This is a genomic window from Pseudomonas sp. TE3910 (assembly GCF_056279025.1).
In genome coordinates, this window is sequence record NZ_JBWBQN010000001.1 from 4,832,894 (window position 1) to 4,856,192 (window position 23,299).

General features: G+C 58.4%; 23 protein-coding genes. 20 read left to right on the plus strand and 3 right to left on the minus strand.

Annotated features, from left to right (window positions below; translation table 11 throughout):
• Positions 1-2: 2 nt before the first annotated feature.
• Together flgM and flgA are read right to left on the minus strand one after the other, a co-directional pair.
• Positions 3-317 (minus strand): flagellar biosynthesis anti-sigma factor FlgM, encoded by a 315-nt coding sequence (gene flgM, locus ACZ9H3_RS22110; RefSeq protein ID WP_065759710.1) that lies wholly within the window; start codon positions 315-317, stop codon positions 3-5.
• Positions 318-484: 167 nt separating this feature from the next.
• Positions 485-1,237: a flagellar basal body P-ring formation chaperone FlgA gene (gene flgA, locus ACZ9H3_RS22115; RefSeq protein WP_065759711.1), complete on the minus strand. Its 753-nt coding sequence runs from the start codon at positions 1,235-1,237 to the stop codon at positions 485-487.
• A gap of 68 nt (positions 1,238-1,305) precedes the next feature.
• On the opposite strand from flgA, the gene ACZ9H3_RS22120 reads away from it, so the two are divergent.
• Together ACZ9H3_RS22120 and cheR are read left to right on the plus strand one after the other, a co-directional pair.
• A complete protein-coding gene (locus ACZ9H3_RS22120; RefSeq protein ID WP_065759712.1) occupies positions 1,306-2,235 on the plus strand; it encodes a chemotaxis protein CheV in 930 nt (309 codons plus the stop codon).
• A 50-nt stretch (positions 2,236-2,285) separates the two neighbouring features.
• A complete protein-coding gene (cheR, locus tag ACZ9H3_RS22125) occupies positions 2,286-3,113 on the plus strand; it encodes a protein-glutamate O-methyltransferase CheR (protein ID WP_065759713.1) in 828 nt (275 codons plus the stop codon).
• On the opposite strand, the gene ACZ9H3_RS22130 is transcribed toward cheR, so the two are convergent.
• On the minus strand, positions 3,098-3,349 hold the full coding sequence (locus ACZ9H3_RS22130; protein ID WP_476222545.1) for a hypothetical protein: 252 nt from the start codon (positions 3,347-3,349) through the stop codon (positions 3,098-3,100). The genes cheR and ACZ9H3_RS22130 overlap by 16 nt on opposite strands.
• Positions 3,350-3,408: 59 nt before the next feature.
• Between ACZ9H3_RS22130 and flgB the strand changes: the two genes are divergently transcribed.
• The 18 genes from flgB to ACZ9H3_RS22220 all read left to right on the plus strand — a co-directional run bounded on the left by flgB (position 3,409) and on the right by ACZ9H3_RS22220 (position 23,296).
• On the plus strand, positions 3,409-3,816 hold the full coding sequence (flgB, locus tag ACZ9H3_RS22135; RefSeq protein WP_065759714.1) for a flagellar basal body rod protein FlgB: 408 nt from the start codon (positions 3,409-3,411) through the stop codon (positions 3,814-3,816).
• A gap of 3 nt (positions 3,817-3,819) precedes the next feature.
• Positions 3,820-4,263: a flagellar basal body rod protein FlgC gene (gene flgC, locus ACZ9H3_RS22140; RefSeq protein ID WP_065759715.1), complete on the plus strand. Its 444-nt coding sequence runs from the start codon at positions 3,820-3,822 to the stop codon at positions 4,261-4,263.
• Positions 4,264-4,278: 15 nt separating this feature from the next.
• Positions 4,279-5,013: a flagellar hook assembly protein FlgD gene (flgD, locus tag ACZ9H3_RS22145; protein ID WP_476222548.1), complete on the plus strand. Its 735-nt coding sequence runs from the start codon at positions 4,279-4,281 to the stop codon at positions 5,011-5,013.
• Between the two features lie 30 nt (positions 5,014-5,043).
• Positions 5,044-6,357, plus strand: coding sequence for a flagellar hook protein FlgE (gene flgE / locus ACZ9H3_RS22150; protein WP_476222550.1), 1,314 nt, complete (start codon positions 5,044-5,046; stop codon positions 6,355-6,357).
• A 75-nt stretch (positions 6,358-6,432) separates the two neighbouring features.
• Complete coding sequence (locus ACZ9H3_RS22155) at positions 6,433-6,630, plus strand: hypothetical protein (RefSeq protein WP_476222552.1); 198 nt, start codon at positions 6,433-6,435, stop codon at positions 6,628-6,630.
• Between the two features lie 239 nt (positions 6,631-6,869).
• On the plus strand, positions 6,870-7,610 hold the full coding sequence (locus ACZ9H3_RS22160) for a flagellar basal body rod protein FlgF (RefSeq protein ID WP_099773898.1): 741 nt from the start codon (positions 6,870-6,872) through the stop codon (positions 7,608-7,610).
• Positions 7,611-7,655: 45 nt separating this feature from the next.
• Positions 7,656-8,441, plus strand: coding sequence for a flagellar basal-body rod protein FlgG (flgG, locus tag ACZ9H3_RS22165; protein ID WP_065759720.1), 786 nt, complete (start codon positions 7,656-7,658; stop codon positions 8,439-8,441).
• Between the two features lie 54 nt (positions 8,442-8,495).
• Positions 8,496-9,191 (plus strand): flagellar basal body L-ring protein FlgH, encoded by a 696-nt coding sequence (gene flgH, locus ACZ9H3_RS22170; RefSeq protein WP_065759721.1) that lies wholly within the window; start codon positions 8,496-8,498, stop codon positions 9,189-9,191.
• A 12-nt stretch (positions 9,192-9,203) separates the two neighbouring features.
• Positions 9,204-10,313 carry a flagellar basal body P-ring protein FlgI gene (locus ACZ9H3_RS22175; protein WP_065759722.1) on the plus strand — a complete coding sequence of 370 codons (1,110 nt, stop codon included), beginning with the start codon at positions 9,204-9,206 and terminating at the stop codon, positions 10,311-10,313.
• A gap of 10 nt (positions 10,314-10,323) precedes the next feature.
• Positions 10,324-11,529 (plus strand): flagellar assembly peptidoglycan hydrolase FlgJ, encoded by a 1,206-nt coding sequence (gene flgJ, locus ACZ9H3_RS22180; protein ID WP_476222555.1) that lies wholly within the window; start codon positions 10,324-10,326, stop codon positions 11,527-11,529.
• Between the two features lie 10 nt (positions 11,530-11,539).
• On the plus strand, positions 11,540-13,585 hold the full coding sequence (flgK, locus tag ACZ9H3_RS22185) for a flagellar hook-associated protein FlgK (protein WP_476222557.1): 2,046 nt from the start codon (positions 11,540-11,542) through the stop codon (positions 13,583-13,585).
• A gap of 13 nt (positions 13,586-13,598) precedes the next feature.
• The gene (locus tag ACZ9H3_RS22190) at positions 13,599-15,167 is read left to right on the plus strand and encodes a flagellar hook-associated protein 3 (protein ID WP_476222559.1); all 1,569 of its coding nucleotides are present in this window, start codon (positions 13,599-13,601) and stop codon (positions 15,165-15,167) included.
• A 91-nt stretch (positions 15,168-15,258) separates the two neighbouring features.
• Positions 15,259-18,828, plus strand: coding sequence for a glycosyltransferase (locus tag ACZ9H3_RS22195; RefSeq protein ID WP_476222561.1), 3,570 nt, complete (start codon positions 15,259-15,261; stop codon positions 18,826-18,828).
• A 147-nt stretch (positions 18,829-18,975) separates the two neighbouring features.
• A complete protein-coding gene (rfbF, locus tag ACZ9H3_RS22200; RefSeq protein ID WP_454241020.1) occupies positions 18,976-19,749 on the plus strand; it encodes a glucose-1-phosphate cytidylyltransferase in 774 nt (257 codons plus the stop codon).
• Positions 19,731-20,813, plus strand: coding sequence for a CDP-glucose 4,6-dehydratase (rfbG, locus tag ACZ9H3_RS22205; protein ID WP_330523216.1), 1,083 nt, complete (start codon positions 19,731-19,733; stop codon positions 20,811-20,813). Before rfbF ends, rfbG begins: the two co-directional genes overlap by 19 nt.
• Positions 20,810-21,370 carry a dTDP-4-dehydrorhamnose 3,5-epimerase gene (rfbC, locus tag ACZ9H3_RS22210; RefSeq protein WP_476222564.1) on the plus strand — a complete coding sequence of 187 codons (561 nt, stop codon included), beginning with the start codon at positions 20,810-20,812 and terminating at the stop codon, positions 21,368-21,370. The genes rfbG and rfbC overlap by 4 nt, the downstream gene beginning before the upstream one ends.
• An 11-nt stretch (positions 21,371-21,381) precedes the next feature.
• Positions 21,382-22,239 (plus strand): NAD-dependent epimerase/dehydratase family protein, encoded by an 858-nt coding sequence (locus ACZ9H3_RS22215; RefSeq protein WP_476222815.1) that lies wholly within the window; start codon positions 21,382-21,384, stop codon positions 22,237-22,239.
• The gene (locus ACZ9H3_RS22220) at positions 22,229-23,296 is read left to right on the plus strand and encodes a class I SAM-dependent methyltransferase (RefSeq protein WP_330523218.1); all 1,068 of its coding nucleotides are present in this window, start codon (positions 22,229-22,231) and stop codon (positions 23,294-23,296) included. The genes ACZ9H3_RS22215 and ACZ9H3_RS22220 overlap by 11 nt, the downstream gene beginning before the upstream one ends.
• Positions 23,297-23,299: the final 3 nt, after the last annotated feature.

A 23,299-nucleotide genomic window follows, 5' to 3' on the forward strand; every position in this document is an offset into this window, starting at 1 on the left:
GGCTAGCGCTGTGCTTCGAAATTAAGCAGTTTGCTGGCGATACGGTTGCTGTCGATCTTATAGCTGCCGTCGGCAATCGCCTGCTTCAACTCGGCCACTCGGCCGCTGTTGACAACGGGTTGCTCGCGCAGCTTTTCGCTGATCTTCTGCAACTGCTGTGCCTCTTGGCTCAGGTGTACGGTTTCCCCGCTCTGGGTGCTGGCGGCAGGAGCAGTGCTGGCAGATGCAGCGCTTGAACTGTTTTCCTGGCTGCTGCCGGTGCGCGCACCGCCCGTCACGGACGGGGAATTATTCAAACGACTGAAGTCGATGACCATGATTGAAAAACCTCTGGGTATTGGACGCTTGCCTTGTTTTCGGCCAACCCGAAAAAAACTTTAGGCGCAAATGCACTGCGGCATGCGCGGCAAGTCCTTGGCCCTGACAGAGGACAGTTTAGGAAAAGCGCTGTTTGATCGCCAGCGTTGATCTTGCCTCGCTTTCCTTACATGGCGACTTCCACCTGCCCGGGCCCGGTTACCCGGGCTTTTACCACGCGTTTGGAGTTCAGGTTGCGTACCCGGATCTGCTCGCTGAGACCGCCTTTGCTCAGGGCTTCCCCTGGCATGCGTACACTGAGCGTGCCGCTACGTGCGGTAATCACGACATTGTCACCTTTACGTACGACTTCGGCCTGTTCAAGGTGTGCTGGGGTGAGTACCTGGTCGATGACCGCTGGTCGGATAACCTTTTGCCCCACGGCCTGGTCCAGTGAGCTGAGAAAGCCTTGGCTCAGCAAGCCTACATCGCGTTCGCGCAGGGCCACGTCCTCTTCTGAAACGATGCCTTCGCGCTTGAGCGGGCGGGTGGCGGTGACCACGTTACGAAACAGGCGTACCTGGGCGGGCACGAACACCGTCCACGGTGAGCTGCCGTCACAGCGCACGCGCACGGTCACACGTCCCAGGGGTTGAGCCGGGCTTTCCAGTGTGGCGTTCAGCTGCTGGTCGCATACGGGCATGCGCAGTCTAGGGTCCAGGTTGTTGACCTGGATCTCGTAGCGGCCTTCGGTCTGGCTGGTTGCCAGATAATCTTCCACAGAGAATTCAAGAAAGCCTTGGGTGACACCGATAAGCTGTTCAGGCAAGGTAAAGTTGTCAGCCAGAGGTCGAACGCCAGGGGCCAGTAGGCACAGCACGGCAAGGATGCGGGGCAGGCGGTGGGGCAGGCGTCGGAAAAATGTCGTTTTCGTGTTCATACAGTTAAAAAAAGCAAGGCGCGTGCCGACTAGGTACGAAGCCCCAAGCTTTGGTGAAGGAGTCTGGTATGGCTGGTGTAATGGATTCGGTGAACCAGCGTACTCAACTGGTGGGGCAGAATCGCCTCGAGCTGCTGTTGTTTCGTCTTAATGGCGAGCAGTTGTATGGGATCAACGTGTTCAAGGTGCGGGAAGTGTTGCAATGCCCGAACCTGACCCTGTTGCCCAAATCCAGCCCGGTAGTACGTGGTGTTGCGAATATTCGTGGGGCAACCATCCCGATTCTTGATTTGGCGATGGCGACCGGCTTGCCCGGTCAGAATGACGACATGAGCAACCGTTTCGTGATCATCACGGAGTACAACACCAAGACCCAAGGGTTCCTGGTGCATTCGGTCGAGCGCATCGTCAACATGAACTGGGAAGAGATTCATCCGCCACCCAAGGGGACCGGTCGTGATCACTACCTGACGGCCGTCACTCGGGTCGACAACAAGCTGGTGGAGATCATCGACGTAGAGAAGATCCTGGCTGAGGTCGCGCCGACGTCCGAGGCGATTTCCGAAGGTGTTGTCGATGCCGATGTGCAGGACAAGGCGGTCATGCTGCGGGTGCTGACGGTGGATGACTCTTCGGTGGCTCGAAAGCAGGTCAGTCGTTGCCTGCAGACGGTCGGTGTCGAAGTGGTGGCGCTTAATGATGGTCGGCAGGCGCTCGACTATCTGCGCAAGCTGGTGGACGAAGGCAAGCGTCCGGAAGAAGAGTTCCTGATGATGATTTCCGATATCGAGATGCCGGAAATGGATGGCTATACGCTGACGGCGGAGATTCGTAGCGACCCGCGCATGCAAAAATTGCACATCATCCTGCATACTTCACTTTCTGGCGTATTCAACCAGGCCATGGTGAAGAAAGTGGGCGCCGACGATTTTCTTGCCAAGTTCAGGCCGGATGACCTGGCTCAGCGGGTTGTCGACCGGATCAAGGCTACGCATTAACGGCCAGGGGCTTTCCCTGGCAGTACACACGATTGTAAGAGGCGGCATCATTGTCTACGGGTAATTTGGATTTCGAACAATTCCGGGTCTTCCTGGAAAAAGCCTGTGGCATCCTGCTCGGCGAAAATAAGCAGTACCTGGTTTCCAGCCGTCTCAACAAGCTGATGGAGCAGCAAGGTATCAAGAGCCTGGGGGAGCTGGTACAGCGCATTCAGACTCAACCGCGCAGCGGTTTGCGCGAGCAGGTGGTGGATGCGATGACCACCAACGAGACCCTCTGGTTTCGTGATACCTATCCATTCGAAGTGTTGAAAAACAAAGTACTGCCCGAGCAGATCAAGGCAAACCCTGGTCAGCGTCTGCGTATCTGGTCGGCAGCCTGTTCGTCCGGGCAGGAGCCTTACTCGATTTCAATGGCGATTGACGAGTTCGAGCGTAGCAATATTGGCCAATTGAAAATGGGCGCGCAGATCGTTGCGACCGACTTGTCGGGCTCCATGTTGGCCAACTGCAAGACCGGTGAGTACGATAGCCTGGCTATCGCGCGCGGTCTTTCCCAAGAGCGTCTGCAGCGTTACTTCGACCCGAAAGGGGCGGGGCGTTGGGCGATCAAGGCGCCGATTCGTAGCCGTGTCGAGTTCCGTGCGTTCAACCTGCTGGACAGTTATGCAAGCCTGGGTAAGTTCGATATCGTGTTTTGCCGTAACGTGCTGATCTACTTCTCGGCGCAGGTCAAAAAAGACATCCTGATGCGTATTCATGGCACGCTCAAGCCGGGCGGCTACCTGTTCCTGGGGGCTTCCGAGGCGCTCAACGGTCTGCCGGATCACTATCAGATGGTTCAGTGCAGCCCGGGTATCATTTACCAGGCCAAGTAAGTAGCAGGCCGGTCAAACAACATGCCCGGCAAACGGCGACAAAAAACAGGCAAGTTCGGTATCACCTGCGGTGCAGGGGTTCCGGTCTTGCCTGTTTTCGTTTTTGCCGCACGCGCTCTCCCGCCGCATTGCCGCTTTGCTGGCGCCAAGCGGAAATCCTTTGCCGCTTTTCTGGCATTGCCGCTGCCGGCAATAGGCTGATGTGCCCGGTTTTGTTGGGTTTTGTTTTTTGGCATGAGACTTGCTCTAGCTCAGACAACGAACAATCCGGTCAACCTTTGAAGGTTTCCCCGACATGAGCATCAGTTTCGATAAAGCGCTCGGCATTCACGAAAAGGCATTGGGCTTTCGCGCTCAGCGTGCCGAAGTGCTGGCCAACAACATCACCAACGCCGATACCCCAAACTACAAGGCGCGTGATCTGGACTTCTCCGAGGTGTTGGCGGCGCAGGCCGACAAGGCTAAAAACGGCACCTTTTCGTTGGAGCGGACCAACAGTCGCCATATCGACGCTGAAGGTTTGAGCATGGGTGAAGAGGCGCTGAAGTACCGCACCCCAATGCAGCCGTCGGTTGACCAGAACACCGTTGATGCGCAACTGGAGCAATCCAGCTACGCCGAGAATGCGGTGGGCTTCCAGGCCAGCTTCACGCTGCTCAACAGTAAATTCAAAGGGCTGGTATCGGCCCTGCGCGGAGAGTAATCCATGTCCCTTGCCAGTGTATTCAATATCGCCGGTAGCGGCATGAGTGCCCAGACCACTCGGCTCAACACCGTCGCCAGTAACATTGCCAACGCCGAGACCGTCTCGTCGAGCATCGACCAGACCTATCGCGCACGCCATCCGGTGTTTGCCACCACGTTCCAGCAGGCGCAGAGCGGTGTCGGGCAGTCGCTGTTCCAGGATCAGGATGCTGCAGGTCAGGGCGTGCAGGTGTTGGGTGTGGTTGAAGACCAGAGCAATCTGGAGGCGCGCTATGAGCCGAATCATCCTGCGGCAAACAAGGACGGCTACGTCTACTACCCGAACGTCAATGTAGTCGAAGAAATGGCTGACATGATTTCCGCCAGCCGTTCGTTTCAGACCAACGCTGAGCTGATGAACACTGCCAAAACCATGATGCAGAAGGTCCTGACCCTGGGTCAGTGATAAAGGACTAAATCAATGGCCAGCATTAACGATACGACCACCGGCGTGAATCTGAACGACGTTCTGAAGGCCTCCGGAGCCAAGACGACCAGTACCAACAGTGGCAGTGGTATTGCTGCGGCTACCAGCAGCAAGACTGGCTCTGGTCAGGCGCTTGGTAAGGATGCGTTCCTGCAGTTGCTGGTGACGCAGATGCAGCACCAGAATCCGCTTGAGCCTCAGGGCAACAGTGAGTTCGTGGCGCAGTTGGCGCAGTTCTCCAGCCTTGAAGGTATTACCTCGCTGAACGATTCGGTGACGGCGATCTCCGGCACCTTCAAATCGTCTCAGGCGTTGCAGGCCTCTTCGCTGGTGGGGCGCTCGGTTATCGTCCAGACCGACAAGTCGGTGGTTGATACCACCAAGAGCTTCACCGGTAGCGTCAGTGTTCCGCAGTCGGTCAGCAACTTGTCGATCAAGATCACCGACAAGGACGGCAAGACCATCAAGACCATCGAGTTGGGTGAGCAGTCGGCGGGCAAGGCCGACTTCGTCTGGGATGGCAAGAATGAAGCGGGTGAAGTGGTTGATCCGGGTACCTACACCTTTGCTGCCAGCAGCAAGATCGACGGTACCGCTACCGCCCTTACGACTTACCTGCCGGCCACGGTCAGCAGTGTCACCTTGAGCCAGACTGGCGGCGAGATGATGCTCAACCTGGCAGGCCTGGGCACCATTGCGCTGTCCAAAGTCCAAACTATCGGTATATAGAGCCGGCGTACACGGCACAAGGAGTGAAAGATGTCATTCAATATCGGCCTTAGCGGTCTCTATGCAGCCAACAAACAACTGGACGTAACGGGCAACAACATCGCCAACGTTGCGACCACTGGCTTCAAATCCTCGCGCGCAGAGTTTTCTGACGTGTACTCGGCAAGCAAGCTGGGCGTGGGTAGCAAGACCGTGGGTAATGGTGTGCGCCTGGCGGCGGTATCTCAGCAGTTCGGTCAAGGCGACATCAACAATACCGGCAACGTGTTGGACATGGGTATTCAGGGGCAGGGCTTCTTCGTACTGAGCGATAACGGCTCGCTGAGCTACACCCGTGCCGGCGCCTTCCAGACCAACAAGGACAACTATGTCGTAACGTCCGATGGCATTCGTTTGCAGGGTTATGCCGCTGATGCCAATGGCAAGATCGTCAATGGTGTACTGACTGACCTGAAAATCGACACTTCGGCCCTGGCACCCAAGTCCACTAGCCTGATTGATCAGGGTATAAACCTGAACTCCTCGGCGGACGACATTACGGCTACGTTCGATCCGGCTGATACCAGCACCTACACCAAGACCTTTGCCACCAAGATCTACGACAGCCAGGGTAATGAGCATGTCATGGATCAGTACTACGTGAAGACGGGGCAGAACTCGTGGTCTGCATACACCCTGATCGATGGGCGTAACCCGCAAGATCCGACCTCTACAGATCCGCTCTCGGGTACTGTCACATTTAATCCTGACGGCAGTGTCAAGGCCATGACGGGCAGTGAGGCGTACACGCCGCCAGACACCAGCTTTGAAGTGACCAACAACGTCTTTGTTCTCAAGGGTTGGGTGCCGGCTGCCAAGGATGCCTCGGGCGCCTGGGTGTCGAACGGTTCTCAGGGTAATGCTGCCGGTATTCGCCTCGACATGACCTCGACCACTTCGTACAACACCGAGACAACCCGCCTGTCGCAATCTCAGGATGGTTATGCCACCGGTATCCTGTCCAGCCTGAGCATCGACTCGACAGGTGTCATGTTCGCCAGCTTCAGCAACCAGCAGTCCCGTGCAATTGGTCAGGTGGCAATCGCCAGCTTCGCCAACGAGCAAGGCCTGGAGCAGATGGGTGGCACGCGTTGGAAAGAAACCTTCTCGTCGGGTATCCCGGGTATTGATGCGCCGAAGACCGGTACCTTGGGGTCCATCACTTCCAACGCGCTGGAAGCCTCCAACGTCAACCTGACCCAGGAGTTGGTCGAGTTGATCAAGGCGCAGAGCAACTACCAGGCCAACGCCAAGACCATCTCGACTCAAAGCACCATCATGCAGACCATCATTCAGATGACCTGATGGGCGCATGAGTCAATGATGTACAGCCAAGCCCCTTTCTCATGGAAGGGGTTTGTCGTTTTTGAGGTGCTGAAGATGTTGAAACGATGGGTAGGGGTGGGCGTTTTGCTGGGGGGGCTGCTGCTTGCAGCGCAGTCCTGGGCCGGTATGGCGGCCTGGTACCGCTGGGAAAGCCAGGCTACTGGCCGACTGGTGTGCGCGCAGGTCTCGCCCGGTGAGGGCTGGCGGCTGTTTTCCGGGCCCTACAACAATGGTGCTTGTCGCGATAACTGATCCGTGGCGCTGCCTGGATTCTCCTGTTGCCGTCAGGCGACGAGGCGAGGTTTTGCCGCTGCCGGCAGAATGCCGCCGAGAATTTGTCTTCTGTTTTCTTTCTGGTGGTCGTGAGGTGAGGGAAAGCCCCGTAAATACAGTCTTTTTGATGGTCTGTTGGGACTTGGTTCGATAATTGCTTCTAGCAGCGCAGAGCAGCGGTGAACGGCAAATGTTCGCCAGCGCAGCGGAGGATGACTGTGGACAAGATGCTTTACGTGGCCATGACCGGCGCCAGCCAGAACGCGCTGGCGCAGAAGGCCCATGCCAACAACCTGGCCAACATTTCCACCAGCGGTTTTCAGCGTGACCTGGAGCAGGCGCGTTCGATGCCGGTGTTCGGCGACAGCTTTCCGGCGCGAGCCTATGCCATGAGCGAGCGTCCGGCGACGGATTTCACGCCGGGTGCCTTGCAGGAAACCGGGCGTGACCTGGATGTTGCCGTCGGCGGCAACGGCTGGATTGCAGTGCAGGCGCCGGATGGCAGCGAAGCCTACGTGCGCACCGCCAGCATGAATATCGATGCGCTGGGCGTACTGCGTGCTGGTAATGGCATGCCGATCATGGGCAATGGCGGGCCGATTGCCGTGCCGCCCGAGCAAAAAGTCGAGATCGGTCAGGACGGTACCGTCAGTATCCGCGCCATGGGCGAGGGGCCGCGTGTCATGGCTGAGGTCGACCGGATCAAGCTGGTCAACCCTGACCTGAAGAACATGACCAAAGGCCTGGACGGCATGATCCACACCAAGAGTGGTCAGCCCGCCGATGCCGATGGCTCGGTTCAGCTGGTGTCGGGTTTCCTTGAGGCCAGTAACGTCAACGCGGTAGAGGAAATGACCTCGGTGTTGGCACTGTCCCGTCAATTCGAACTGCACGTCAAAATGATGACCACGGCCAAGGAAGGCGATGAAGCCATGGCGCGTGTTTTGCAAATCGGCTAATTACACAGGCGTAGCGCCGTAAAACAGGCGCTTCAGGAGAACAGCATGCTTCCGGCTCTTTGGGTCAGTAAAACAGGTCTGGCCGCTCAGGACATGAACCTGACGACCATTTCCAACAACCTGGCCAACGTTTCGACCACAGGCTTCAAGCGCGACCGCGCCGAGTTCCAGGACCTGCTCTATCAAACCCGTCGTCAGGCAGGCGCTCAGTCCACTCAGGACAGCGAACTGCCGTCGGGTCTGCAACTGGGTACGGGTGTGCGTATTGTCGGCACCCAGAAGAACTTCAATGCCGGTAGCCTGCAGACCACCGAGCAGCCGCTGGACATGGCGGTCAATGGCCGTGGTTTCTTCCAGATCCTGCAGCCTGATGGCACTGTTTCCTATACCCGTGACGGTACGTTCCACCTGAACTCCGATGGTCAGATCGTCACCGCCAATGGCTTCGCCCTTGAGCCGGCGATTGTCGTGCCGCCTGATGCGCAGACCTTCACCGTCGGCATTGACGGTACCGTCTCCATCACCACCGCAGGCAACCCGGCTGCACAGGTGATCGGCAACATCCAGACCGCCGACTTCATCAACCCGGCCGGCTTGCAGGCCGTGGGTAACAACCTGTTCCTGGAAACCGCTGCCAGTGGCGCGCCGCAGGTGGGTACTCCAGGTTTGAACGGCTTCGGTACCACGCTGCAGAACACCCTGGAAAACTCCAACGTCAGCACCGTGGAAGAGCTGGTGAACATGATCACCACACAGCGCGCCTATGAAATGAACTCCAAGGTCATTTCCACTGCCGACCAGATGCTGTCGTTCGTTACCCAGAACCTGTAAGTGATGTTCACAGGGGCGCTGGTACAGCGCCTGTTACACCGTGAGGTTAGAGTCATGAGTCGTTTGTTTTCCGTACTTGCCCTGGGTGGGGTAGTGTTGTTGGCCGGTTGCGTCGCGCCGACGCCCAAGCCCAACGACCCGTACTACGCGCCGGTATTGCCGCGCACACCATTGCCAGCAGCGGCTAACAACGGCTCGATCTACCAGGCCGGTTTCGAGCAGAACCTGTATAGCGACCGCAAGGCGTTCCGGGTCGGTGACATCATCACCATCACCCTGAATGAGAAAACCCAGGCGAGCAAGAACGCCAACTCGCAGATCGCCAAGAACAGCAAGGCCGACATCGGCCTGACATCCCTGTTCGGGACTGTGCCCAATACCAATAATCCATTGGGTTCTGGCGACCTGTCCCTTGAGGCGGGCTACAGTGGTGACCGCACCACCAAGGGTGACAGCAAGGCCGGGCAGGGCAACAGCTTGACCGGTTCCATTACCGTGACCGTGGCTGATGTACTGCCTAACGGCATCATCGCTGTGCGCGGCGAAAAATGGATGACGCTGAACACCGGTGACGAGTTGGTGCGTATTGCCGGCATGGTCCGTGCCGACGATATCGCGACTGACAACACGGTGCCTTCGACTCGCGTCGCCGACGCCCGCATCACCTACTCGGGTACCGGTTCGTTTGCCGATGCGAGTCAGCCAGGGTGGCTCGACCGCTTCTTTATCAGCCCGCTTTGGCCTTTCTAGGTTCGGATAACCATGCTCAAGTTCAGTCGGCTGATTGCCGCGACGATCCTGCTGTCCACGGCGTTTGCTGTTCAGGCCGAACGCCTGAAGGACATCGCCAGTATTTCCGGGGTGCGGACCAACCAGTTGATTGGTTATGGCCTGGTGGTGGGGCTCAATGGTACGGGTGACCAGACCACCCAGACACCGTTCACCCTGCAGACCTTCAACAACATGCTGTCGCAGTTCGGCATCAAGGTGCCTGCCGGGTCGGGTAACGTCCAGTTGAAGAACGTGGCTGCGGTGTCGATTCACGCCGACCTGCCACCGTTCGCCAAGCCGGGCCAGTCGGTGGACGTTACCGTTTCCTCGATTGGTAACTCGAAAAGCCTGCGTGGCGGTAGCCTGTTGATGACCCCGCTCAAGGGTATTGACGGTAACGTCTATGCCATTGCCCAGGGCAACCTCGTGGTCGGTGGTTTTGATGCCGAAGGCCGTGATGGTTCCAAAATTACCGTCAACGTTCCGTCGGCAGGTCGTATTCCTGGGGGGGCTACGGTTGAGCGTGCGGTGCCGAGCGGTTTCAACCAGGGCAACAGCCTGACCCTGAACCTCAATCGTCCGGACTTCACCACTGCCAAGCGCATTGTCGACAAGGTCAACGAATTGCTGGGGCCGGGTGTGGCACAAGCGCTGGACGGTGGCTCTGTGCGGGTGACCGCGCCAATGGACCCTAGCCAGCGGGTCGATTACCTGTCGATTCTGGAAAACCTGGAGATCGATCCAGGTCAGGCGGTGGCCAAGGTCATCATCAACTCGCGTACGGGTACGATCGTCATCGGTCAGAACGTCAAGGTATCGCCTGCAGCGGTTACCCACGGTAGTCTGACGGTCACCATTACCGAAGACCCGGTGGTCAGCCAGCCAGGGCCATTTTCCAATGGCCAGACAGCGGTCGTGCCGCGTTCGCGCGTGAATGCCGACCAGGAAGCCAAGCCAATGTTCAAGTTCGGCCCGGGCACCACGCTGGATGAGATTGTGCGTGCGGTCAATCAGGTGGGCGCAGCCCCAAGTGACCTGATGGCGATTCTTGAAGCCCTGAAACAGGCCGGCGCGTTGCAGGCCGACCTGATCGTGATCTAAGGCGCTGGCTATGGATATGCCCAAGGGTGGAGTTTCCGCAGGCGCCGATACCGGGGCCTACACCGACCTCAATCGACTTAACTCGTTGAAGGTCGGCGACCGTGACAGTGACGCCAACCTGCGCAAGGTGGCCCAGGAATTCGAGTCGCTGTTTCTCAACGAGATGCTCAAGTCCATGCGTTCGGCCAACGATGTGCTGGCCAAGGACAACCCCCTCAACACTGAGACCACCAAGCAGTACCAGCAGATGTACGACCAGCAACTGTCGGTCAGCCTGTCTCGGGAGGGCGGCGGTATCGGTCTGCAGGATGTGCTGATGCGTCAGCTGTCGAAAACGAAATCGACGGCTGCGGCGCACGCAGGCAGCAGCCCGTTCCCGCATGTGGAAGGGCAGCCGCGTGCACTCTGGGCTGCACGCGTGGCGGAGCCTGTGCGCTCAGAGCAAACGGCTTCGCGTAACGACATGGCGTTGCTCAATCAGCGCCGGTTGAATCTGCCGAGCAAACTCACTGATCGCCTGCTGGCCGGGATCGTGCCGTCGGCGGGTGCAGCGCCGGCTGCGACGCCGGGCAACTCGCTGGCCAATCGCTCGGGGGCCGTCGGTGATGCGGTGATCAAGGGTGACTGGGAGCCGGCACAATCCTTCGGTGCGCCAGGCAGCATGCGTATTTATGGTCGGGCCATGGCTCAGCCACCTCTGGCACCGGCCAAGCGTGCCTTCGGTTCGTCCGATGAATTTGTCGCGACCATGCTGCCAATGGCCGAGCAAGCTGCAGCGCGTATTGGTATCGACCCGCGTTACCTGGTGGCGCAGGCGGCGCTGGAAACCGGTTGGGGCAAGTCGATCATGCGCCAGCCGGATGGCAGTAGCAGTCACAACCTGTTTGGCATCAAGGCGACGGGTAATTGGCAAGGTGGTCAGGCGCGAGCGATCACCAGCGAGTTTCGCAATGGGCAGATGGTCAAGGAGACCGCTGCGTTCCGTTCCTATGACTCGTTCCAGGACAGCTTCCATGACCTGGTTAGCCTGTTGCAAAACAATTCGCGCTATCAAGAAGCGATCAAGTCTGCCGATAAACCAGAACAGTTTGTGCGAGAGCTGCAGAAGGCCGGTTATGCAACCGATCCTGATTATGCCAGCAAGATCTCGCAGATCGCGAAACAAATGAAGTCGTACGAAAGCTTTGCTGCGATTGACACTTCCACGAAATTATAAGGTTTGAACTATGGCGAGCTTGATCAACATCGGCGTATCGGGGCTTGGAGCCTCGCAGTCGGGCCTGTTTACCACGGGTAACAACATTGCCAACGCCGACGTTGCCGGCTACTCACGCCAGCAGAACGTACAAAGCGCCAAGAGTTCAATCCAGAGCGGTAATGTGTTCATCGGCACTGGCACGACGCTGTCCGATGTTCGTCGGGTGTACAACGCGTTCCTTGAAAACCAGCTGCGAACCACCACTTCGTTGAACAGCGACGCATCTGCGTACCTGAATCAGGTTTCACCGATCGACAACCTGTTGTCCGATGCCGATACCGGTATCACCGGAGCGTTGAAGAACTTCTTCACGGCGCTGCAGAGTGCATCGGCCAAGCCGACCGAAGACGCCTCGCGGCAGTTGCTGTTGACCAGTGCCCAGTCGCTGAGCAAGCGCTTCAATACCATTTCCGCGCAGCTCAACGAGCAGAACAGCAACATCAACGGCAACCTGGCGTCGATGGCTGATCAAGTCAACAAGCTGTCGGCCACCATTGCCCAGTACAACGATCAGATCTCCCGTGTTTCGGCCGTGCAAGGCAGCCCCAACGACCTGCTCGACCAGCGTAACGAAGCCGTGCGCCAGCTCAACGAGTTGGTCGGTGCTCAGGTGGTCGAGCGTGAGGGTAACTTCGACGTTTACCTGGCCAATGGTCAGCCGCTGGTGCTGGGCAAGACCATCAATACCCTGGAAACCGTGCCGAGCAAGACCGACCCTACCCGGATGAGCCTGCAGCTCAACCGTGGCAGCACCAGCATGGACATCACCTCCAGCATTACCGGCGGTGAAATGGGTGGCCTACTGCGCTACCGCAGCGAGGTGCTGGATCCGTCGATGAACGAGCTGGGGCGTATTGCCCTGGTGGTTGCCGACAGCATCAACCAGCAGTTGGCCCAAGGCATCGACAAGAACGGTGAGTTCGGCGCGGCATTGTTCGGCGATATCAACAGTGCAGCCTTGATCAGCCAGCGCAGCATTGCCCAGGCCGGCAACAGCGCAGGCGCTGGCAATCTGGATGTGACCATCAGTGACACCGGCAAGCTGAGCACGTCCGATTATCAGGTGACCTTCAGCAGTGCGACCCAATATACGGTCAAAAAGCTGCCGGACGGCGATGCCCAAGGGCCTTACGACATCACGGCAACCCCCCCGCAGGAGATTGATGGCTTCAAGCTTGCCCTCAATGGCGGGGCGCCCAGCGCCGGTGACAGCTTCAAGATCACCCCGACCCGCAACGCAGCAGCCAAGCTCGACACGGTGTTGACCGATCCCAAGCGCATCGCGCTGGCGGCGCCCTTGTCGGCGGTCAGTGGCTCCGGCAATCAGGGTACCGGGGTTATCACCCAGCCCGAACTGACCTCGAAGCTGGATATCTATGATTCGACCCAGCGCATTGATCTGCAGAACGGCCTGAAGTACTCCACGCCGGTGAAGTTGGTTTTTGGCGATGAAACAACCAACCCGCAATCCTACAAGCTGTTCGATGCCAAAGGCACCGAATTGTCCTCCGGGACCATTATTCCGGGCGAGAGCAACACGCTGCAATTGAGCGTGCCGATGGTCGATGCCAGTGGCAACCCGATCATGGATGGCGTGACTCAGAAAACCTTCAATTTCGAAATGACTGTCGCCGGGTCACCGAAAGAGGGCGATAACTACACCGTGTCGCTGACCGGTGCAGGCTCTGCCGACAACCGCAATGGCCAGGCGGTGATTGACCTGCAAACCAAGGCCACGGTTGAAGTCGGGGCTAACGGTAAGGGCATCAGCCTGACCGATGCCTACGGCAAGCTGGTTGAAAACGTGGGTGGCAAGACCGCGCAAGCGCAAATGGACAGCAATGCGACGAATGCCCTGCAGACCTCGGCCAAGGCAGGCCGTGATTCGCTTTCTGGTGTCCAGCTCGATGAAGAGGCCAGCAACCTGATCAAGTATCAGCAGTACTACACGGCCTCGTCGCAAATCATCAAGGCTGCCCAGGAAATCTTTACCACGCTGATCAACAGCCTTTAAGGAGTCGTAGACCGTGCGTATTTCTACTTCCCAGTATTACGAAAGCAGCACTTCAACCTATCAGCGCAACTTCGCCAATGCGGTGAAGTCGGGCGAGCAGGCCAGTGACAACTTGCGTATACGTACCGCAGCGGATGACCCGGTCGGCGCAGCGCGGCTGTTGCAGCTGGAGCAGCAAAGCAACCTGTTGGCCCAGTTCGGTGACAATGCCACCAATGTGCGTAACTCGTTGGGCGCCTCCGAGGGTGTTCTCAACGGCATCAGCGCCATTTTGCAGCGGGTCAACGAACTGGCCGTCAGCTCCGGTAACGCCGGCTTTACCGACACTGATCGCAAGGCCAATGCCCAGGAACTGGCGCAGCTCGAAGAGCAGCTTTACTCGCTGATGAACAGCCGTGACGAGAACGGTAAATACCTGTTCTCCGGCTCGCGTGGCGATACCCAGCCGTATGTGCGCAACTCGGATGGCACCTACACCTATCAGGGTGACCAGGGCACCCTGAACTTGCAGGTGGGCGACATGCTCACGATGGCGACCAATGAAAGCGGTTATGCCGTGTTCGAACAGGCGCTCAATACCAGCCGTAGCGAGACGAACCTGATTTTGCCTGCAGTTGATGATGGCCGGGTTCAGTTGTCCGATGGTCAGGTGTCTGGCAGCACCACCTATAATGACCGCTTCCGCAGCGGTGAGCCGTATACCATCACGTTCCTCAGCAGCACGCAGTTCAAGATCACCGACGCGTCCAACAACGACGTCACGCTGGAAGCGACTCAAGGCGGTACATTCGACCCGGCCTCCAGCAACAAGATGATCAGTTTCCGTGGTGTTGATATGCGTCTGGATATCAACTTCCAGCCGGGCGACAGTGCCAACCCTGATGCGGCGATTGCGGGGCACACCTTCACGTTGGCGGCCAAGCCCGACGCCATTTCAGGTTCACGCAGCCCAGGCAACAGTTCGTCGGCGCAGGTCACCGGTGCATCCATCACCGATTCGACGGCTTACAACAGCGCCTTCCCGGGTGGCGGCGCCATTCTGAAGTTCACCAGCGCCACTGACTTTGAACTGTATGCGCAGCCGCTAACTGCCGACAGCAAGCCGGTGTCTACCGGTACGGTCAGTGGCTCTACCGCCACGGCGGCAGGGGTGACCTTTGACCTGGCCGGCGCACCCGTCGCGGGTGATCAGTTCTCGATACAGGTCGACACCCATCAGACCCAGAACATCCTCGACACCATTGGCAAGTTGCGCACGGCGTTGGCCTTGCCAGTGGATAACGATCCGCTGGCCAAGCAGCAATTCCAGGCTGCACTGGATTCGGCTATTGGTAACATTGCCAGCGGCTCCAACCAGATCGCCTCGGCCATCAGTGACATTGGTGCGCGTGGTGCGGCATTGGATGTTCAGGCTGAAACCAACGAAAGCCTGAAGATGGCCAACACCAAGACACAGAGTTCGATACGTGATGCGGATCCGGCTGAAGTGCTGATTCGCCTGAACTTGCAGCAGACCATGCTGCAGGCCTCTCAGCTCGCGTTCAGCAAGATATCGTCGTTGAGCCTGTTCAATCAGCTCTGAGTTTCCTGGCCCAGAGGGCCAGGATCTGTTCCTGCTTCTAGGGCGCCTCGCCAGGTAATGGCAGGCGCCCTTTGTTTGAGAGTGTTCCGCCGTGATTACAGCTCCCCTCGTCAGCATCGTTATCCCAGCCTTCAGCGCGCGCTTTTTCTCCATGACCTTGCAGAGCGCCCTGGGCCAGACCTACGAAAACCTTGAAATCGTTGTCTGTGATGACAGTCGCGATGAGGAAATCGAGCAGATCATCGGTTCCTTCGAGGGGCGGGGTAATGCCCGTATTCGCTACCTGCGCAACCCAAAGCGGCTGGGTTTTCAGCGCAATCTATTGCGCTGTGTCGAGGAGGCCCAAGGCGAGTACATCAAGGTCCTTTGTGACGATGACCGACTGTTCGCCCAGTGTGTCGAGCTGCAGGCGCAGGTGCTTATCGAGCATCCTGAGGTCAATCTGGTGCAGGCCCATCGCTTGCAAGCCGATGCCGATGATTTTGTGTTGCCCATGCGTGCTGAAAATTGCCCATTCGCCTTGGTTGACTCCGTGTTCAAGGGCGAAGACCTGTTGGCCATTCTGGAGGCGAATGCCATCCATTTTCTGGGGAATTTCTCATCGGCCTTGATGCGAACCCAGGATGTCCAGGTATTGCTGCAGGCGCTGACCACTGCCGGTGAGGGCTTTGTCGCATTGCTCGACCAAGCGTTGTTCGTGTGCCTGTTGCGTCGGGGCAACATGGCGGTGCTGACCCGTGTGCTCAGTGTTGAGCGGCTGCACCCAGGGCGCTTGAGCAAGCAGCCGGAAATCATCAAGGCGGCAAAAGTCGAGTGGCGTTGGTTGCATCAGATGCTCGTGGCTCGCACGGGTGAGGGGGCGCCTGCGCGGGGCTGGGTTCGCTATGTCGAGCTGGTTCGTGCCAATGAGTCGGTGCGGGACTGGAAAGAGCTGTATCTGATGCGTGCGCTTAGTAACTGGCACACCGTGATCCACGGCCGAGTGGGTAGCGACTGTGAAAGTTATGCCGAGTTTTACCAGAAATGGCTTGCGGCGCGACGCTTCTCGGATGTCCAGCGGCGGGTTGCGCGCGAGCAGGTGGTCAAGTGGCCTTCGCAGCCGAAAATCGTTCCGGTTATTGTCGACCTTGAGCAGGATAAGGCCGCGCTGAGCGTCACACTGGATAGCCTGGCCGCTCAACTTTACGCGCCGACGGCGGTGTTGTTGCTGTCCAATACCGATTGTGTGGTCGAGCCGCATGTTGTGCATTTGCCGCTTGTCGAGAACTGGGCGGCGCAGGTCAACAATGCGATGCCGGCGCTGGAAGGGGGGGACTGGATCTACCTGCTGCGGGCTGGTGACCGGTTGAGTGAGTCGGCATTGCTGCTGCTTGCCGAACGCATTGCTGCAACCCCGGGTATGCGTTGCGCCTACAGCGATGAAGGTGCCGTGTTGAACGGCGAGTCCTGTGACCCGGTGTTCAAGCCCGACTTCAACCTCGATCTGATGCGCGCCTACCCCTATGTGGGTCGAACCTTGGCGTTCCAGCGCCAACAGGTGCTTGCCCTGGGTGGTTTCGAGTCGTCACTGGGTGAGCTTGCGCCCCATGACATGGTCTGGCGTATTGCAGAGTCCAATGGCCTGTCTGCAATCGAGCATATTGCCGAGATTCAGGTGGAGTCTGCATTCCCCTATGCCCAGTGGCTGTCATTGCCATCGGTGATCGAGCAGAGCAGTACGCTACTCGCTGCGCACTTGAACCGATTGGGGGTCGAATATCGGATTCATCATGACGCGTTGCCATTGCTCAATCGCGTTGAGTACCTGCACGCGGAACAGCCGTTGGTCTCGCTCATCATCGTCGCGGGTGATGACGTATCAGCCATACAGCGCTGTGTTGAGGGGGTGCTTGAGAGCACCACATACAGCCGATACGAGCTGCTGATTGTCGGTAGGCCGGAGTGCAATGCTGGCATGCGTGACTGGCTTGCTGCGATGGCGCAGATGGGCGGTGGCCTCTTGCGCGTGCTGGAGGCACCGCAAGGTGCCGGTGTGGCGGCTATCAACAACCTTGCTGCCGAGCAGGCGCGCGGCGAGTACTTGCTGTTCTTTGCAGCGGACAACCTGGTTTGTCAGGCCCAATGGCTGGCTGAGCTGCTTAACCACGCGCAGCGACCGGAAGTGGGTATCGTTGGCGCACGCCTCGTTGATCCCAAAGGCAAGGTTGCCAACACCGGCGTCATTCTCGGCTTGGGTGGTGCGGCGGGGCCAGCATTTGCCGGCGAGCTTTCGGATGCGCGGGGGTACATGCAGCGTCTTCAGGTGGCTCAGAACTGGAGTGCGGTGAGTGGAAGTTGCCTGATGATACGCACTCAGGTTTTCAAGGATCTGGGTGGTTTCGATGAGGCCACATTTGCCCAGAGCCTGGCCGACATTGATTTGTGTTTGCGGGTCGGTCAGGCGGGTTACCTGGTGGTCGGAACGCCCTATGCAATCGTCGTTCAAACGCGTGAAGACAAACCGTGCTACTTGGGGGCGGAGGCTGGAAAGCCAGAGCAGGAAGCGTTGATCCAGCGCTGGCTACCCAGCGTAATCCGGGACCCTGCCTACAACCCAAGCCTGAGTCTGACCCGCTCGGCGTTTACGTTGGAGCCCAGCTTGCGTGACAGTTGGAACCCTCTGGTCCTGCGCACGCTGCCTTCCATTCTGGCGTTGCCGGTCAACAACACCGCGGTGGGGCATTATCGCGTCAATCAGCCGCTGCGTGAGCTTGAAGCCGCAGGGCGTGTGTTCGGGCGAATCAGCTTTGAAGTACCGCCTTCGGTCGAAATCGCACGGATGAATCCGGATGTGGTGGTCATCCAGCTTCGCCACTCCTCGGAAAGTGTCAATGACATCGAGCGGGTCAAGAATATCGCTTCGGCACGCCGGATCTACGAGATCGACGACTACGTCCTGGAGGCGCCGAAGAAGAATGTCCATGCGCGTAACAAACCGCGTGATACCGAGCAGCATCTGCGCCGAGGCATAGGTTTGTGTGATCGCGTCGTGGTCACCACGGACGCCCTGGCCAATGCACTTTCCAGTATGCACCGAGATATTCGCGTGGTGCCGAACATGCTGGCGCCGCATTTGTGGCTGGGCCTGAACAGCAAGCGTGGCACGTCGAACAAGCCACGGGTGGGTTGGGGGGGCGGTACCAGCCATAGCGGTGATCTGGAAATCATTGCCGAGGTGGTACGCGAGCTGGCCAATGAGGTGGAGTGGGTGTTCTTTGGCATGTGCCCGGAGAACCTCAAGCCCTATATCCACGAGTACCATCCAGGCGTTTCGTTGGAAAACTATCCGGCGAAGCTGGCCAGTCTGAACCTGGACCTGGCCCTGGCACCGTTGGAGTTCCACATCTTCAACGACTGCAAGAGCAACCTGCGTCTGCTGGAGTATGGCGCCTGTGGTTATCCGGTGGTCTGCACCGATACCGAGGCCTACCGGGGTTACTTGCCTTGCACACGGGTTCGCAGCAACTCTACCCAGGAGTGGCTGCAGGCGATCCGTATGCACCTGGCTGACCCGGCAGCCAGCTATCGCATGGGCGATGAGTTGCGTGAAGCGGTGCTGCGCGACTTTGTATTGCGTGCGGACAACCTGCAGCACTGGGTGTGGGGCTGGTTGGCCGACTGATCCTGCACACCTTCCCTGTGGCGGCGCTGCAAACGCGCCGCTGACACCTTCCGCGTACTTGGCGCACTTCCTGCAAGCCCTCCTTCATATCGCCATAAATCCTTCACTCTGGCCTGGATGGGCCGTGCGAAGAACATGAGGAAACCGATGAAGGCAGTCATTTTGGCGGGTGGTCTCGGCACGCGGATCAGCGAAGAGTCGCACCTCAAACCCAAACCGATGATCGAGATCGGTGGCAAGCCAATTCTTTGGCACATCATGAAGCAGTACTCTGCGCACGGCATTCACGACTTCGTGATTTGCCTGGGCTACAAGGGTTATGCGATCAAGGATTTTTTCGCCAACTACTTTCTGCATACCTCCGATGTCACCTTCGACATGCGCAACAACCGCATGGACGTTCATCAGAACTACAGCGAGCCGTGGCGCGTGACGCTGGTGGACACCGGCGAGGAGACAATGACCGGTGGCCGTTTGCGCCGTGCCGGGCGTTACCTTGAGGACGAAAAAGCCTTCTGCTTTACCTACGGCGATGGTGTCTCTGACCTGAACATCGGTGCGCTGGTCGATTTCCACCTGTCCCATGGCAAGCTGGCAACCGTGACCGCTGTGCAGCCGCCAGGTCGTTATGGCGCGTTGCAGCGCGAGGGCAATCAAGTGCTGGGTTTCACCGAAAAGCCGCGTGGTGATGGTGGCTGGATCAATGGCGGGTTCTTCGTTCTATCCCCTAAGGTACTGCCTTACATTGCGGGCGATGCAACCTCCTGGGAAGCCGAGCCGCTGAGTCGCTTGGCCAGTGAAGGCCAGCTGCATGCTTTCCAGCATGATGGTTTCTGGCAGCCGATGGATACGCTGCGTGACAAGAATCACCTGGAGCACCTCTGGCAGAGTGGGGAGGCCCCATGGAAACAATGGGACTAAGCCGCGCGTTTTGGGAAGGCAAGCGTGTGCTGCTTACCGGCCACACGGGTTTCAAAGGCAGCTGGTTGACGCTTTGGTTACAGAGCATGGGTGCTCAGGTCACAGGCTTTGCCCTTGACCCGGCCACCGAGCCCAGCCTGTTTGCGCTGGCAAGGGTGGCCGAGGGGATCGATGATCGCCGTGGCGATGTGCGCGATCTGGGGGTGCTGCTTGAGCTGCTGGCCGAAGTACAGCCCGAGATTGTCCTGCACTTGGCGGCACAGCCCCTGGTGCGTGAAAGTTACCGCGATCCGCTGGGTACGTACTCAAGCAATGTCATGGGTACCCTCAATCTGCTGGAAGCGATTCGGCAGGTCGGTGGCGTGCGTGCGTGCGTGCTGGTGACCACCGACAAGGTCTATGCCAACCGGGAGTGGTTGTGGCCGTATCGTGAAGATGAAGCGTTGGGGGGGCATGATCCCTACAGCAGCAGCAAGGCGTGCTGCGAAATTCTGGCGCAGTCCTATGGAGCATCATTCTTCAATCCACAGCAGTATGCCGAGCATGGCTTGGCCCTGGCGACCGCGCGTGCCGGGAATGTTCTGGGCGGTGGTGATTTTTCGGCCGAGCGCCTGATCCCTGATGTCCTCAAGGCCTGGTCGGCCGATGAACCGGTGACGCTGCGTTATCCCCAGGCCGTGAGGCCCTGGCAGCACGCGCTGGAGCCCCTGGCGGGTTACTTGCAATTGGCGGCTGCGCTGTATGAACAGGGGCCGGCGTTTGCGGGTGCATGGAACTTCGGGCCTGGTGAAGCCGACATGTGCAGTGTGGGTGAGGTGATTGCTTCGCTTGCCAGTCAGTGGCCACAGGCGCCTGGTTTACGCGTTGAACCCAGTGACATGCATGAAGCCGGTTTGCTGCGCCTGGACAGTAGTCGCGCTCGGCAGTTGCTCGGCTGGCAACCGCGTTGGTCGTTGCAGGAGTGTCTGGAGCAGACCGTGGGTTGGCATATGGCCTGGCAAGCGGGCAAGGACATGCGTGCGGTAACGCTTCATCAACTGAACCTTTACAAGGACTGGTCATGAGTGACTTTGATCTGCAACCGCTGGCGCTTGAAGGGCTTTGCCTGATCCAGCAAAAAGTCTTTCATGACCATCGTGGCCGTTTCGCCCGCTTGTTTTGTCAGAGCCGGCTCAGTGTGCAGGGACGGTCCTTCGAGATTCGTCAGATCAACCATTCACGTACCCTCGGCAAGGGCAGTGTGCGTGGTTTGCATTACCAGCAGGCAGGCTACGCCGAAGCAAAATTGATCACCTGCGTGCGTGGTTCTATCTGGGATGTGGCTGTCGATCTGCGCCCTGATTCGCCAACGTTCCTCCAATGGCATGCTGAGGAACTGGTCGCTGACGATGGCCGGAGCCTGTTGATTCCTGCAGGTTTTGCCCATGGTTTTCAGGCGCTCAGTGATGAGGCTGAAGTGCTCTATCTCACCGATGCAGACTATGCGCCAGCGCATGAGGCCGGGTTGTTGGCGAGCGATCCGGCACTGGCCATTTCCTGGCCGTTACCCGTGTGCAATCTCTCCGCGAAGGACGCGGTGCATCCGTTGCTCACTGATGACTTTGCGGGTGTGCGCGTGTGAGCCAGCGGCCGATGAAGGTGCTGGTTACCGGTGCTACCGGATTTGTGGGGCGACATCTGGTCGCTGCATTGCTGGCTGAAGGCATTGCGGTGCGTGCTGTTGCCCGGCGACTTGAGCTGGCGCGGGAATTGCCCTGGTTTGATCAGGTCGAGTTCCTGGCCGTCGATGTGCATGCCGCGTCGTTGCAAATCGATGCGTTGGTCGAGGGTGTGGACGCGGTTGCCCACCTGGCCTGGCCAGGCTTGCCGAACTATCAGGCGCTGTTTCATTTCGAGCGCAACTTGCCGGCTGACTACGCTTTCCTCAAGCGAGTCGTCGAGGCGGGTGTGCAGCAGGTCCTGGTGACGGGTACCTGTTTTGAATACGGCCTGCAGAACGGTCAGTTGAGCGAGCAATGCCCTGCGCAACCCAATACGGCGTACGGTCTGGCCAAACATACCTTGAGGCTGTTCCTGGAAAATCTGCAGCGCGAGCAGCCATTCACTCTGCAGTGGGCCCGTTTGTTCTATCTGCATGGCCCCGGACAAGCCCCAAACAGTCTGTTGGCCAGCCTGGATCGCGCCATCGATGCCGGCGATGAACAATTCAACATGTCGGCGGGCGAGCAGTTGCGTGACTATCTGGAAATCGAAGAAGCCGCCGGGCTGCTGTTGGGCGTGCTGAAACAGCGAGCGTTTTCCGGTGTGATCAACTGCTGCAGCGGCAAGCCTGTGTCGGTTCGGGCACTGGTCGAACAGCGGGTTCGCCAGCGCCATTCGGCGATTACCTTGAACCTGGGGCATTACCCCTATTCGCATCATGAACCAATGGCGTTCTGGGGCTCGACCGAGCGTTTGCGAGACCTGACAGGAGAGCGGCATGACGCATGAGCTATACCGGGCACAAGGCTTGCCCGTTTTGCAGAACCGTACTTTTGCGACTGCCGAAGAGGCACGTGCCAGTGGATGTGCGGATATCGTACTGGTTCAGGATGAGCAGAGTGGCCTGATCTTCAATCAGGCGTTTGATGCCAGCAAGCTGATCTACGATGCGGACTACCAGAACGAGCAGGCGCATTCGACACAGTTTCAGAAACACCTGGGGGATGTCGAACAAATTCTGGCGCGCCACTTCAGTGGGCAGCGCTTGATTGAGGTCGGTTGCGGGAAAGGTTACTTCCTGGAGCTGCTGCGCGAGCGGGGCTACACCATCACTGGCGTTGACCCTTCCTACGAAGGTGATAATCCGGATGTGATCAAGGCACCTTTCACGCGTCAGTTGGGGCTGTCCGCCGAGGGTATTGTCTTGCGCCATGTTCTGGAGCACATGGCTGATCCGCTGGCGTTCCTGAGCGAGATCGCCGCCGCCAACCAGGGTGGAAAAATCTACATCGAAGTACCGTGCTTTGAGTGGATCGTTAAGCATCAGGCATGGTTTGACGTGTTTTACGAGCATGTCAATTACTTCCGGCTCGATGACCTTCGTCGGATCTTTGGCACCGTTCACGAAGCTGGCCATCTGTTTGGCGGTCAGTACCTCTATGTTGTTGCCGACCTTGCCAGTTTGCGCGCGCCACTTACTGACGAATCCGCACTGCAGATGCCGGCAAGCTTCACCTCCAGCCTGGAGCGCGCAGTACGGATCATCAAAGAGGCTCCCGACCAGCGCGCAGCGATCTGGGGGGCTTCATCCAAGGGGGTCATCTATTCACTGTTCCTGCAGCGCGCTGGCGTTGCGGTGGACCATGTGGTCGACATCAATCCGGCCAAGCAGGGGCGTTACCTGCCGCTCAGTGGTTTGCGCGTGTCATCGCCGCAAGAGGCGCTGGATAGCCTGCCGGACGGCGCAAACCTGTTTGTAATGAACTCGAACTACCTCGAAGAAATCAAGCGCATGACCGATGAGCGCTATGTCTACCACGCCGTAGACAGCGCCTCGTTTCAATGACAA

What these genes read in the sequence shown, in the direction of transcription:
- flgM (WP_065759710.1), bottom strand. Translation starts at nt 317, where the DNA reads ATGGTCATCGACTTCAGTCGTTTGAATAATTCCCCGTCCGTGACGGGC.
- flgA (WP_065759711.1), bottom strand. Translation starts at nt 1,237, where the DNA reads ATGAACACGAAAACGACATTTTTCCGACGCCTGCCCCACCGCCTGCCC.
- ACZ9H3_RS22120 (WP_065759712.1), top strand. Translation starts at nt 1,306, where the DNA reads ATGGCTGGTGTAATGGATTCGGTGAACCAGCGTACTCAACTGGTGGGG.
- ACZ9H3_RS22130 (WP_476222545.1), bottom strand. Translation starts at nt 3,349, where the DNA reads ATGCCAAAAAACAAAACCCAACAAAACCGGGCACATCAGCCTATTGCC.
- flgB (WP_065759714.1), top strand. Translation starts at nt 3,409, where the DNA reads ATGAGCATCAGTTTCGATAAAGCGCTCGGCATTCACGAAAAGGCATTG.
- flgC (WP_065759715.1), top strand. Translation starts at nt 3,820, where the DNA reads ATGTCCCTTGCCAGTGTATTCAATATCGCCGGTAGCGGCATGAGTGCC.
- flgD (WP_476222548.1), top strand. Translation starts at nt 4,279, where the DNA reads ATGGCCAGCATTAACGATACGACCACCGGCGTGAATCTGAACGACGTT.
- flgE (WP_476222550.1), top strand. Translation starts at nt 5,044, where the DNA reads ATGTCATTCAATATCGGCCTTAGCGGTCTCTATGCAGCCAACAAACAA.
- ACZ9H3_RS22155 (WP_476222552.1), top strand. Translation starts at nt 6,433, where the DNA reads ATGTTGAAACGATGGGTAGGGGTGGGCGTTTTGCTGGGGGGGCTGCTG.
- flgG (WP_065759720.1), top strand. Translation starts at nt 7,656, where the DNA reads ATGCTTCCGGCTCTTTGGGTCAGTAAAACAGGTCTGGCCGCTCAGGAC.
- flgH (WP_065759721.1), top strand. Translation starts at nt 8,496, where the DNA reads ATGAGTCGTTTGTTTTCCGTACTTGCCCTGGGTGGGGTAGTGTTGTTG.
- ACZ9H3_RS22175 (WP_065759722.1), top strand. Translation starts at nt 9,204, where the DNA reads ATGCTCAAGTTCAGTCGGCTGATTGCCGCGACGATCCTGCTGTCCACG.
- flgJ (WP_476222555.1), top strand. Translation starts at nt 10,324, where the DNA reads ATGGATATGCCCAAGGGTGGAGTTTCCGCAGGCGCCGATACCGGGGCC.
- flgK (WP_476222557.1), top strand. Translation starts at nt 11,540, where the DNA reads ATGGCGAGCTTGATCAACATCGGCGTATCGGGGCTTGGAGCCTCGCAG.
- rfbF (WP_454241020.1), top strand. Translation starts at nt 18,976, where the DNA reads ATGAAGGCAGTCATTTTGGCGGGTGGTCTCGGCACGCGGATCAGCGAA.
- rfbG (WP_330523216.1), top strand. Translation starts at nt 19,731, where the DNA reads ATGGAAACAATGGGACTAAGCCGCGCGTTTTGGGAAGGCAAGCGTGTG.
- rfbC (WP_476222564.1), top strand. Translation starts at nt 20,810, where the DNA reads ATGAGTGACTTTGATCTGCAACCGCTGGCGCTTGAAGGGCTTTGCCTG.
- ACZ9H3_RS22215 (WP_476222815.1), top strand. Translation starts at nt 21,382, where the DNA reads ATGAAGGTGCTGGTTACCGGTGCTACCGGATTTGTGGGGCGACATCTG.
- ACZ9H3_RS22220 (WP_330523218.1), top strand. Translation starts at nt 22,229, where the DNA reads ATGACGCATGAGCTATACCGGGCACAAGGCTTGCCCGTTTTGCAGAAC.